Source organism: Streptomyces sp. NPDC001532, assembly GCF_040298625.1.
Classification (GTDB): domain Bacteria; phylum Actinomycetota; class Actinomycetes; order Streptomycetales; family Streptomycetaceae; genus Streptomyces.
This window is the reverse complement of sequence record NZ_JBEPAL010000050.1, coordinates 20428-32359: the sequence shown is the minus strand read 5'-3', so window position 1 is coordinate 32359 and position 11932 is coordinate 20428. Positions and strand designations below refer to the sequence as shown.

General features: G+C 73.7%; 10 protein-coding genes and 1 pseudogene. 2 read left to right on the top strand and 9 right to left on the bottom strand.

Features of this window, described 5'->3' with window-relative positions; genetic code table 11:
- Positions 1–160: 160 nt before the first annotated feature.
- The 3 genes from ABT232_RS32745 to ABT232_RS32735 are packed head-to-tail and all read right to left on the bottom strand — an operon-like array spanning position 161 to position 4657.
- The gene (locus tag ABT232_RS32745; protein WP_351846841.1) at positions 161–2152 is read right to left on the bottom strand and encodes an AMP-binding protein; all 1992 of its coding nucleotides are present in this window, start codon (positions 2150–2152) and stop codon (positions 161–163) included.
- Positions 2149–3324, bottom strand: a complete 1176-nt coding sequence (locus ABT232_RS32740; RefSeq protein ID WP_351846838.1) for a thiolase family protein — start codon at positions 3322–3324, stop codon at positions 2149–2151. Before ABT232_RS32740 ends, ABT232_RS32745 begins: the two co-directional genes overlap by 4 nt.
- 4 nt (positions 3325–3328) lie before the next feature.
- Positions 3329–4657, bottom strand: coding sequence for an MFS transporter (locus ABT232_RS32735; protein WP_351846837.1), 1329 nt, complete (start codon positions 4655–4657; stop codon positions 3329–3331).
- Between the two features lie 141 nt (positions 4658–4798).
- Here ABT232_RS32735 and ABT232_RS32730 point away from each other — a divergent pair, with 141 nt between their 5' ends.
- Both ABT232_RS32730 and ABT232_RS32725 read left to right on the top strand, forming a co-directional pair.
- Entirely contained in the window at positions 4799–5428 is a 630-nt protein-coding gene (locus ABT232_RS32730) for a TetR/AcrR family transcriptional regulator (RefSeq protein ID WP_351846835.1), read from the top strand.
- 183 nt (positions 5429–5611) lie between these two features.
- A pseudogene (locus ABT232_RS32725) lies at positions 5612–5902 on the top strand (porin PorA family protein); the annotation flags it as partial.
- Positions 5903–6049: 147 nt separating this feature from the next.
- On the opposite strand, the gene ABT232_RS32720 reads toward ABT232_RS32725, so the two are convergent.
- The 6 genes from ABT232_RS32720 to ABT232_RS32695 all read right to left on the bottom strand — a co-directional run bounded on the left by ABT232_RS32720 (position 6050) and on the right by ABT232_RS32695 (position 11890).
- Complete coding sequence (locus tag ABT232_RS32720) at positions 6050–6952, bottom strand: sugar phosphate isomerase/epimerase family protein (protein ID WP_351846832.1); 903 nt, start codon at positions 6950–6952, stop codon at positions 6050–6052.
- A gap of 1 nt (position 6953) precedes the next feature.
- Entirely contained in the window at positions 6954–7829 is an 876-nt protein-coding gene (locus ABT232_RS32715) for an ATP-binding cassette domain-containing protein (RefSeq protein WP_351846830.1), read from the bottom strand.
- Between the two features lie 8 nt (positions 7830–7837).
- Entirely contained in the window at positions 7838–8914 is a 1077-nt protein-coding gene (locus ABT232_RS32710) for an ABC transporter permease (protein WP_351846827.1), read from the bottom strand.
- Positions 8914–9969 (bottom strand): sugar ABC transporter substrate-binding protein, encoded by a 1056-nt coding sequence (locus ABT232_RS32705; protein ID WP_351846825.1) that lies wholly within the window; start codon positions 9967–9969, stop codon positions 8914–8916. The genes ABT232_RS32710 and ABT232_RS32705 overlap by 1 nt, the downstream gene beginning before the upstream one ends.
- A 149-nt stretch (positions 9970–10118) precedes the next feature.
- Positions 10119–11105 (bottom strand): aldo/keto reductase, encoded by a 987-nt coding sequence (locus ABT232_RS32700; protein WP_351846823.1) that lies wholly within the window; start codon positions 11103–11105, stop codon positions 10119–10121.
- Between the two features lie 65 nt (positions 11106–11170).
- Positions 11171–11890 (bottom strand): ScbR family autoregulator-binding transcription factor, encoded by a 720-nt coding sequence (locus tag ABT232_RS32695; RefSeq protein WP_351846820.1) that lies wholly within the window; start codon positions 11888–11890, stop codon positions 11171–11173.
- Positions 11891–11932 lie beyond the last annotated feature (42 nt).

The following is an 11932-nucleotide window of genomic DNA, read 5'->3' as shown; positions in this document are numbered from 1 at the left end:
GATGGGCTCACGGGGTCGGTGCGCTGACGGGGTCGGTGCGCTGACGGGGGCGGTGGGCTCACGGGGGCGGTGCGCTGACGGGGGCTGTGGGCTCACGGGGGCGGTGGGCTCACGGGGGCGGTGCGCTGACGGGAGCGGCGGGCTCACGGGGGCGGCGGGCTCACGGGGGCGGTTGCGGATCGGTCCGGTGCACGGCGGCGCGGATGGCGTCCAGGCAGCCCGGGTTGACCAGGGTGGACAGGTCCCCCGGTGGTGCGCCGGTGGCGAGGGCGCGCAGCAGACGGCGCATGGTCTTGCCGTTGCGGGTGCGCGGGAGTTCGGGGACGGGCAGGACACGGGCGGGACGGAAGGCGGGGCCGAGGGCGTCGGCGACGCGGGCGCGGAGGCGTTCGGCGTCCGCCGGGCCGAGGGCGCGGCCGGGCGCGGGGACCGCGAAGCACCACAGCGTCTCGCCCTTGACGGGGTGCGGGACGCCGACGGCGGCGGCCTCGGTGACGGCCGGGTCGGCGGTCACGGCGTCCTCCGCCTCGGCGGGCCCGAGCCGTTTGCCGGCGACCTTGATGACGTCGTCGGCGCGGCCGTGCACGAACCACTCGCCGCCGCTGCGGGACACCAGGTCCCCGTGCGACCAGGTACCGGGCCGCCGGCCGAAGTAGGCGTCCCGGAACCGCTCCGGCGCCCGCCACAGTCCTTGTGTCATGCCCGGCCAGGGCCGCCGTACGACCAGTTCCCCGATCGTCCCGTCGGGCACCTCCGCGCCGTCGTCGCCGGCGACGACCGCGTCGATGCCGAGGCAGGGCCCGGCGAAACCGCACGGTGACTGGGGCACGTCCGGGGCGGAGGCGAGCAGGGAGCCGCCGACCTCGGTGCCGCCGCAGATGTTGATCACCGGTCGGCGGGCGCCGCCGAACGAGGCGAAGTACCAGCGCCAGGCCTCCTCGGTCCACGGCTCCCCGGTGGAGGCGAGGATCCGCAGCCGGTCGGGGGCGGCCGGGGACGGCACCGCGCGGTCCCTCAGCATCCGCGACAGGCTGGGCGAGCTGCCGAACACCGTGACCCGGTGGGCGTCGAGCAGCCGCCACAGCCGCCCGGTGTCCGGATGGTCCACCGCGCCCTCGTACGCCACCGCGCAGCCGCCCGCGAGCGTCGTGCCGACGAGGACGAGCGGGAACATGATCCAGCCGGGGTCGGTCACCCAGAACACCACGTCGTCCGGGCGGAGGTCGAGGTGGTACCGGGTCTCGCTGCCGACCTGCGCGGCGAAGCCGCCGTGGGTGTGCACGGCACCCTTCGGAGGGCCGGTGGTGCCGGAGGTGTGCAGCAGCAGGAAGGGGGCGGAGGCGTCGAGGGAGAGGGCGGGGACGGGGTCGGCGGCGGCCAGCCGGGCCCAGTCGCCGAGCCCTTCAGGACCGTCCGGGACCTCCGCCGGGCCCTCCGCGGACCTCTCCTCCGGTGCCTCCTCCGGTGCCTCCTCCGGGACGACCACGAGGTGCCGTACGTCCGGCGCCGCCGCGATCGCCGTGCGGGCCACCTTCTCGAGGTCGTACACGCGCCCGTGCCGCCGGGTGGAGCGGGCGGTCACCAGGACCCGGGCCCCGGCGTCGGCGAGCCGGACGGCGATCGCGTCGGCGCCGAAGCCGGAGAACAGCGGCACGAGGAGCGCGCCGAGCCGGGCGCAGGCGAAGAGCAGCGCGAAGGCCTCGGGGCCGGGCGGCAGACAGCAGGCGACCCGGTCCCCCACGGTCACGCCGAGGGCGCGCAGACCGCCCGCCACCCGTGCGCTGAGGTCGGCGGCCTGACCGTACGTCAGCTCTCCGTGCCGTCCGTCCTCCCGTTCCCAGCGCAGTGCGGGCGCGTCCGCTCGTCCCTGGCGGACGTGCCGGTCGAGGCAGGAGTCGGCGAGGTTGGTGCGCGCGCCGGGGAACCAGCGGGTCGCGGCGATGCCGCCGCTGTCGTCGAGGATCCGCTCGGGCGGGCGGTGCCAGACGATGCCGATGTCGGCCACCGCCCGCCGCCAGAACCACTCCGGGTCGGCGGTGGACCGGGCCCACAGGGCGGGGTAGCCGCCGTCGACGCCGTGGGCGCGGCAGAAGGCGGCGAGGTTGCCGCGCTCGGTGAACTCCGCCGAGGGGTGCCAGACGTACCCGGTCACCGGGCGGCGCCGGGGTTCTCGATCAGCGCGGCGATGCCCTGCCCGCCGCCGATGCACAGCGCGACGACGGCCAGTCGGCCGCCGGTGCGGCGCAGTTCGTGGGCCGCCTTGAGCAGCAGTACGGTGCCGGTGGCGCCGATGGGGTGGCCGAGGGCGATGGCGCCGCCGTTGGGGTTGACCCGCTCGGGGTCGGCCTTGAGGCTGTCGAGGACGGCCAGCACCTGTGCCGCGAAGGCCTCGTTGAGTTCGAGCACGTCGATGTCGTCGAGGGTGAGGTCGTTGCGGCGCAGCAGGGTGCGGACGGTCTCCGCCGGGGCGACGCCCATGATCTCCGGCTCCAGCGCGGTCACGGCCGCGTCGCGCAGCAGGCACAGCGGGTCGGTGTCGTGGGGGAGGTCGCGGGCTCGGACGAGGAGGACCGCCGCGGCGCCGTCGTTCATCCCGGCGGAGTTCCCGGCGGTGACGGTGCCGTCCTGCGCGAAGACGGTGGGCAGCGCGGCCAGTCGCTCGGCCGTGGTGCCGGGACGCGGGTGTTCGTCGCGTTCGACGACGCCGTCGGCGGTGGCGACCGGGACGAGCTGCGCGGCGAACCGGCCGGCGTCGACGGCCGCGGCGGCCCGCCGCTGGCTCTCCGCGGCCCAGCGGTCCTGGCGTTCGCGGGAGATGCCGTACCGCTCGGCGACGATCTCGCCGGTCATGCCCATCGGGTAGTCGCCGAAGGGGTCGGTGACCAGGGAGAGGGTGCCGTCGATCGAGGGCGGGCCGGGCAGTTCGCCGGGGGCGCGTCCGGTGTAGTCGAGCAGCGGCTGACGGGTCATCGACTCGTTGCCGCCCGCCACGACCACGTCGGCCGCGCCGGCCATGAGGGTCTGCGCGGCCGACCACACGGCTTGGAGGCCGGAGCCGCACAGCCGGTTGACGTTGTGGGCGGTGGTCCTCACCGGCAGTCCGGCGGCCAGGGCGGCGCGGCGGGCGTTGAACGCCTCGGGGCCGACCTGGCCGACGCAGCCGAGCACCACCTCGTCCACCGCGTCGAGCCGCATTCCGGCGCGTACGACGGCCTCCCGGACGACGAGGGCGCCCAGGCGGTGGGCGGGTGCCGAGGCGAGGGCGCCCCGGAGCCGGCCGATCGGGGTGCGGGCCCCGGCGACGACGGCGATGTCCATGGGCATCGGGTCACTCCTTCACGTCAAGGTGCGCTTCGGGGGTCGGGCCGGCCGGGTGCGCGGCGGTGCGCAGGGCGCGGGCGTCCCGGTCGGGGCGGATCAGCAGCGCCGCGAGCAGCGCGCCGCCGATCAGCAGAGCGGCGGCCAGGTCGAAGGCGCGGCCGTAGCCGACGGCCTCGGTCGGCGCGGTGTCGATGATGTGGCCGGTGACGTAGGGGGCGAGCAGGCTGGAGAGGGCGGCGACGGCGTACGACAGTCCCAGGGCCGCGCCGCGCCGGGCGGGCGGACAGATGTCGGCGACGGCCGCGTTGGTGAGCGGGGTCTGTCCGTTGCCCGCGCTGAACGCCAGTACCAGCAGCGGCAGCAGCAGCGGGGCCGGGCCGACGCGGGTGGCGAGCAGCAGGCACACCCCGGCGAGCAGCGGCAGCGCGGCGCCGAGCAGCCCCTGGGCGACGCGGGCGCTGGTCCCGTCGCGCAGCAGCCGGTGCGCGACGGCGCCGGCGGTGAGCGCGAGGACGGCCATCGCCAGGGCGGGCAGGCCGACGATCACACCGACCTCGGTGTCGCCGAACCCGGCCTGTTCCTCCAGGTAGAGCGGCAGCCAGGCGAACCCGAGGGCGAGCGTCCACATCACGGCGAAGGTGGAGACGGTGGCGCCGATCCAGGTGCCGGTGGTGACGATCCGCGTCAACGGGAGGGCGGGAGCGGCGGGTTGGGCGGTGACCGGTCCGGTGTGGGCCTGGTACGGGCCGCCGCCTCCCAGACGCAGCCATGCGGCGGTCCACAGCAGCCCGGCCGCGCCGAGCAGGCCGAACGCGGCGCGCCAGCCGAGGGTGTCGGTGACCAGGACGACGAGCGGGGCGGCGAGGACGGTGCCGCCGGCGCCGCCGGCGACGACGACGGCGGAGGGCAGGGCGCGCCGTTTCTCCGGGAACCAGCTGAACGCGGTGTGGTTGGCCAGCGGGTAGCCCGGCCCCTCGCCCGCCCCGAGCACCACCCGGGTGGCGACCAGCGCGCCGTAGCCGGCCGCGGGGAGCAGGATCGGCAGTTGCGCGGCCGCCCACACCAGGGCGAGCACGGCGAGCAGGGGCCGGGGGCTCATCCGGTCGCCGAGCCGGCCGACCGTGATCGCGGAAAGGCTGAAGAGCAGGTAGAAGCTGCTGGCGACGGCGCCGAACTCGGTCGCGGTGAGGCCGAGTTCGTCCTTGATGGGTCCGGCGGTGAGTCCGAGCACCGCCTTGTCGGCGGCGTTGATGACGATGAACAGGGCGAGCAGCGCGAGCACGGTCCGGGGCCGCGGCCCGGTGCCGCCGGTGGTCGTCGTGCCCAGGAACCTCATCCGGGCCCCCTTCGGCCGGCGCGCCCCGAGGAGACCCGGAGCGGATCTCCTACGGAACGGAACGGGTCCGTTCCGTCGGCCGGGAACGTACACCCGCCCCGGACGGAACGCAACCGTTCCGTCCGGTGTTAATCTCCGCCGATGGATCCGACCAGCGACGTGACCGGCGACAGCGCATCCGACCGCCGCCCCACCGGCTCCGCGGTGCTCCGCGAGTCCGTGACCGAGACGATCAGGCGGGCGGTCTTCGAGGAGCTGGCCGAGACCGGGTACGCCCGGATGTCGATGGAGGCCGTCACCCGCCGCGCCCGGGTCGGCAAGGCGGCCCTCTACCGCCGCTGGCCGTCCAAGGAGGCGATGGTGGTGGAGCTGGTCTCGGAGGCCGCCGCCGCCCATCTGCCCGCCCCGGCCGGCTCCGGCTCGCTCCACGCCGACGTGGCGCGGTTCGTCCGCGACACCATCGCCGACCTGAGCCATCCGCTGGTCGGGCGGATCATCCCCGACCTGGTCGCCGAGTCCGCCCGCAACCCGTCGCTGCGGGACGCCCTGCACGAGGCGGTGCTGGCGCCCCGGCGCGCGGCGGTGGCCGCGCTGCTGCGGCAGGCCGTGGACCGCGGCGAGCTGCCCGCCGGCCTCGACATGGGCCTGGCCGTGGACCTGTTCGGCGCGCCGCTGTACTTCCGGATGCTCGCGGTCGGCGGCCCCACCGACGACGCCTACGTCACCCGGCTGACCGACGCGGTCCTGGCGGCACTCGCGGCAAGCCGCTGACTTCGGGCCCGAGGGCGGTGCGAGAGCCCGCTTCTGTCACGCGGGTGCGCAGACGCGCCGCCCGGGCCACCCGTACAGCAGCAGGGCCAGGGAGAGGGGCGAGGCGCTACGGCGCATCGGCACTCCGGCACTCCGGCATTCCGGCACTCCAGGGCTTCGGCGGCGGTGGGCCCACTGCCTGCAGACCCGATCGACATCGACGTCACCGCCGTCCGCACCGGCACCGGCAGCTACTGCGACGTGGTGCGGACGCAGCCGGTCCGTGACCGGCGGATCACCGTCACCCGGCGGGTGCGCGGCGACGTCGCCGGCAGCGAGCGCAGCGGCAAGGCGGTCCGGGACGTGGTCACCACCGACGACACCGACGACTCGCCGCCCGCCGCCGACCCGCACGACGCGCTGGACTTCTCCACCGACCGCTGGGTCACCGACCGCGCCACCAAACGGCTCGCGCACCGCTGCCGCCGCCGTCCGGGGCCACGTCCTCACCGGCGCCGTCCCGCCGACCAGGGTGGACACCCGGCAGGTGCCGGGCGCGCCGGTCCCGCGGGCGGGGGGCTGCCGGCGCGCGGGCGGCGGACCCGGACGGCGGCGGCCGACGGCGTTCCTGAGAACGGGCGGTCAGGCCCCGCAGGAGCGCAGGAACCTGCGGGTGCGGACCGCGATGGGCAGCGGCCGGTCCGGCTCGCAGGGGTACATGTCCTGCTCGACGATCGCGAACAGCTCGACGCCGAGCCCCTGCGCCGCCGCCAGGACCGGGCCCAGCTCCGGTACGCCGCCGGGCGGTTCGCACATCACCCCGCGCTGCACGGCCGGCCCGAACGGCACCCCGTGCGCCACCACGTCGGCCAGGATCTCCGGGTCGACCTGCTTGAGGTGCAGATAGCCGATGCGCCCGCCGTAGGTCTCGATCAGCTTGACGCTGTCGCCGCCGCAGTAGGCGTAGTGGCCGGTGTCCAGGCAGAGGTTGACGAGGTCGGGGTCGGTGGCGTCGAGGAAGCGCTCGACGTGCGCCTCGGTGTCGATGTGGGTGTCGGCGTGCGGGTGGACGACGATGTCGAGGCCGTAGCGCTCCTTCACCTCGCGGCCGAGCCGCTCCATGCCCGTCGTCAGAGCCGCCCACTGCTCGACGGTCAGCTCCGGCGGCTCCAGGATCTCGGCGGTCTTGTCGTCGCGCCAGAAGGAGGGGATGACGACGAGGTGCCGGGCGCCCATGGCCCGGGTGAGGGCGGCGACCTGGCGGACGTGCTCCCAGGTGGACTCCCAGACGGCGGGGCCGCGGTGCAGGCCGGTGAAGACCGTGCCCGCGGAGACCTTGAGGTCCCGCCGGGCGACCTCGTCGGCGAGCCGGGCCGGGTCGGTCGGCAGATAGCCGTAGGGGCCCAGCTCGATCCAGGAGTAGCCGGCCTCGGCGACCTCGTCCAGGAAGCGTTCCCAGGGCACCTGCCGCGGGTCGTCGGGGAACCACACGCCCCAGGAGTCGGGGGCGGAGCCGACCCGGATGCGGTCGAGCACGGGGGCCATGTCAGCTGTTTCCTTCCGAAGGGGGCGCGGCGGGCGCGGACCGGGGGTCCCGCTCGTCGGGGAGTTCCTCGACGTCGACGCCGCGGACCTGGGCGAGTTCGTGCTTGAGGGCGGCGAGTTCGGTGCCGCCCGCCATGTGGTGGGTGAGTTCCTCCAGGGTGACCTCGGTGCGGTCGGCGGACAGTTCGAGAGTGCCCAGCCGCAGCACGCTGAAATGGTCGCCGACCAGATAGGCGTGGTGCGGATTGTGGGTGATGAGGATGACGCCGAGGCCGCGGTCGCGGGCCGCGGCGATGTACTTCAGGACCACACCGGACTGTTTGACGCCGAGGGCGGCGGTGGGTTCGTCGAGGATGAGGACACGGGCGCCGAAGTGGACGGCGCGGGCGATGGCGACGGACTGGCGCTGGCCGCCGGAGAGGGTGCCGATGGGCTGCTCCAGGTCGTCCAGGACGATGCCCATGGCGCGCAGTTCCGCGTCCGCGGTGCGCTTCATCCGCGCGATGTCGAGGCGGCGGACCGGCCACGGTCCCCGGGTCAGCTCGGAGCCGAGGAAGAAGTTGCGCCAGACGGGCATCAGGGGGACGGTCGCGAGGTCCTGGTAGACGGTGGCGATGCCCCGGTCGAGGGCTTCGCGCGGGCTGCCGAAGCGTACGGGGGCGCCGTCGACGAGGAAGTCGCCCTCGGTGTGCTGGTGCAGCCCCGAGATGATCTTGATCAGGGTGGACTTGCCGGCGCCGTTGTCGCCGAGGACACAGGTGACCTCGCCGGAGCGGACGGTGAGGTCGACGCCGTGCAGGGCGCGGACGTTGCCGTAGGACTTGCCCGCCCCGCGCAGTTCCACGAGGGGCCGGCCGGTGGCGTCGGTGGCGGTCATGGGGTGGGTCACCTCCGGGTCGCGGTCCTGCGGACCCACAGATTGATCAGGGTGGCGCCGAGCAGCATCACACCGAGGAAGGCCTTGAACCAGTCGGGGTTCCAGCCCGCGTAGACGATGCCCTGCTGCACCATGCCGAACATGAAAGCACCGAAGACGGGTCCGATCGCGGAGCCGTAGCCGCCGGTGAGCAGACAGCCGCCGATCACGGCCGCGGCGATGTAGATCAGCTCCTGGCCGACGCCCTCGCCGGACTGCACGGTGTTGAAGGAGAACAGCTGGTGCATGCCGACGAACCAGGCGCCGAGGCCGACCAGCATGAACAGCGAGATCTTCGTGAACGTCACCGGCACGCCGACGGCCCGGGCGCTTGCCTGGTCGCCGCCGACGGCGAAGACCCAGTTGCCGTACGTGGTGCGCAGCAGCACCCAGGTGGCCAGGGCGGCGAAGACCAGCCACCACACCACGGTGATCTTCACCTGTACGCCGCCGATGCCGAACGACGACGCGAAGAGGGCCTTGGCCTGGCCGAAGCCGTCCATGTCGCTGATGTCGTCGGTGGCGACGTTCTCGGTGATCAGCTTGGTGACGGCGAGATTGACGCCCTGGAGCATCAGGAAGGTGCCGAGGGTGACGAGGAAGCTGGGCAGGCCGGTCCGGACCAGCATCCAGCCGTTGAACAGACCGATCGCCAGCGACACGGCCAGGGCGACCAGCACGCCGACCCACACGTTCATCGTCAGCTGGTAGCTGATCATGCTCGCGGTGAGCGCGGAGGTGACGACGGCGACACCGGACGACAGGTCGAACTCGCCGCCGATCATCAGCAGCGCCACCGGCAGCGCCATGATCCCGATGGTCGACGACTGGTAGAGGATGTTCGCCATCGAGGCGCCGTCGCGCACCGGCGGCGCGGCGACGAGGAAGAAGACCAGCACGGCGACGGCCCCGAGGAGGACGCCGACCTCGGGCCGGGCCAGCAGCCTCAGCGGCAGGGAGCGCCGCCCGGTGCGCCCGTCGGTGTCCTCGGGGCCGGAGGCCGGCGGTGGGGTCACCGCCGGCGTGGCCTGCCGGGCCGTGCTCATCACCGGGTGCCCTTCGCGGCGAAGCCGGCCACCTGGTCGACGTTGGACTTGTCGACGAAGGCGGGGCCGGTCAGCACGGGCTGCTCGCCGCCGCCGCTGTAGTTGCCGTTGTTCTTGTAGAGCCACAGGGAGTCGACCGCGAGGTAGCCCTGGAGGTAGGGCTGCTGGTCGACGGCGAACTCGATGGTGCCCTTCTCGATGGCCCCGGTGAGGGCCTTGTTGAGGTCGAAGGTGGCCACCTTCGCGTCGCTGCCCGACTCGGCCACCGACTGCGCGGCGGTCAGCGCGAAGGGGGCGCCGAGCGTGACGACGTAGTCGATGGCGCTGTCCTGCTTGAGCTTGGCGGTGACGGTGGACTTGACGGACGGCATGTCGGTGCCGTTGACGTAGAGGATCTGGGTGTCGCCGGAGAAGGTCTTCTTGACGCCGTCGCAGCGCTGGGTGAGGCCGATGTTGCCCTGTTCCTGGATGACGCAGACCGCCTTCTCGGCGCCGGCCTGGTCGAGCCGCTTGCCCAGTGCCTCGCCGGCCACCGTCTCGTCCTGCCCGAAGAACTGCATGAGGCCCAGCCGCTGCCACTCGCTGACCCCGGAGTTGAGGCCGACCACGGGTATGCCGGCCGCGTTCGCCTTGCTCACCACGTCCTTGAGGGCGCCGGGCTTGGCGAGGGTGATCGCGATGCCGTCGACCTTCTGGTCGATCGCGTTCTGCACCAGGTTGGCCTGGTTGCCGGCGTTCGGGTCGGCCGAGTAGACCAGCTCGATGTTGTCCTTGGCGGCGGCGGCCTCGGCGCCCTTGCGGACGATGTCCCAGAAGGTGTCCCCGGCCGACTGATGGGTGATCAGGGCGACCGTCATTCTGGGGGTGGAGGCCTTGCCGGCGGCGGCGCCGTCCGCCGACTCCTCGGCCTTCTTGCCGCCGGAGCCGCTGGAGCAGCCCGCGAGGGCCAGAGCCGCCGCCGCTGCCAGGGCCAGGGCCGGGGTGATGCCGCGGGAGCGGGAGCGGGACGAGCGGGAGCGGGAGCGGGACGAGCGGTCCCGAGAAGAGCGGTCCATCTTTCCTGCACCTCACTGTGCGACGGGGAAGCACGGCTCTTGCGTTGGGACCGGATCAAATCCGCTGACGCGCCCGCTGTCAATACTTTGTCAAGACATCAGTGCACAGAGAGGTCAGGATGTCCGTACATAGAGGAGGGCCGGTCCCGTCAGTGCGCCTCGTCCAGCCGGGCCCGCTGGTCCTCCGTCAGCTCCAGGTCGACGGCGGCCAGGTTCTCCTCCAGCTGAGCCACCGAGGAGGCGCCGGCCAGCGGCACGATCGGCAGCGCGCCACCGATCTGCCAGGCCAGCACCACCTGGCCCACGGTGGCGCCGGTCTCCCGGGCCACCTCGCGCAGCACCGCGAGCCGGCGCGGGGTGCCCGGGTGGTCGTAGTCCGGGGGCAGCGGCTTGTCGTCGCGGGAGTAGGCGCCCGCCAGCAGCGGCGAGTAGGCGACCAGGGTCAGGCCGGACTCCGCCCGCAGATAGCCGAGGAGTTCGGGGCCCGCGTGGCCGAGGCTGCCGTCCGGGAAGAGGTCGCTCGGCACGTCGAACCGGGGGCGCAGATGGCTGTGCTGGTACTGGAGCACCTCGTAGCCGGGCAGTCCGGCCGCGGCGGCCAGGGCGCGGGCCCGCTCCACCTTCCAGATCGCGTGGTTGCTGACGCCGAGCAGTCCGACGGTGCCCTCCGCGACCAGCGCGGCGAAGCCCTCGACGGTCTCGGACTGCGGTACGGACGGGTCCTCGATGTGCGCGTAGAGCAGGTCGATCCTCTCCACCCCGAGCCGTTCCCGGCTGCGGTCGGCGGCCTCGCGGATCACCTTCGCCGACAGGCCCTCGGGGTTGTCGGTGTAGCCGGTGCCGGGGGCCAGCGGGCGGGCGCCGAGCTTGGTGGCGATGACGATCTCGTCGCCGATGCCGCGGCTGCGCCGCCACCGGCCGAGCAGTTCCTCGCTCTGCCCGCCCTGGCCGCCGTCGAACCAGTAGGCGTAGTTGTCGGAGGTGTCGATGAAGTTGCCGCCGGCCTCGACATAGCGGTCGAGGACGGCGAAGGAGGTCTTCTCGTCGGTGTACGAGCCGAAGAGCATGGCGCCGAGCGCCAGGACGCTCACCTCACGGCGGTGCGCCGGGTCCGTGCCGATGGTGCGGTACTTCATGCCGTTCCTTCCCGAGGGGCCCGGTCGTCCGGGCGCTGACGGGAGTCTTCAGCTTGAAGCGCACTTCAACGCAAGGGCTTTGCCGCGGGACCGCCGGCCGTCTCCGCCCCGGTCGTGGGCCCCGCCTCCGCCTCGGCCCCCGCTTCCGCCTCGGCCTCCGCCTCGGCGGCGAGCAGGCGTTCCGCGCGGTACGGGGAGGTGTCCAGCTTGGCGAGGACGCCGATGCTGGCGACGTTCGGCAGGATCAGCTGGTAGAGCCGGGCGATCTCCTCGGACAGGTCCAGCCCGTCCGGCAGGGCCTCGGTCACCAGTTGCACACCCGTCCAGGCACCCACGGTCAGCCGCGCGATCTCGGCGGGCACGGCGTGCGGCAACAGCTCGCCGCGCTCCTTGGCCTCGACGAGCATGTCCTGGCCCAGGTCGATCCAGTCCGGCCAGCGGGTGCCGAACAGACTGCGCGCCTTGGGGTCGACGGAGAGCTGGACGGCGGCGCGCAGCATCGGCTCGCGGGGCAGCCGGTGGGCGAGCAGCAGTCCGAGGTCGACCCACTCCTGGAGCTTGTACGTCTGGGGCCGGATCCCGTCACGGGTCACCGCCCGGGCGAGCACGCCGTGCGCCATCGCCTCCTTGGTCGGGAAGTGGAAGTACAGGGCGCCCCGGGTCAGGCCGGTGCGCTCGACGAGCGCCGCGATGGTGGCGGCCTCGTAGCCGACCTCGATGAAGAGGCTCGCCATCGCCTCGAGAATGGACTCACGCGTGCGGATCGCACGCTTCTGCCGCGCCACTCGGCCGCCCCCAGACTCTCCCTGCGCTCCGCCGGAACGTCG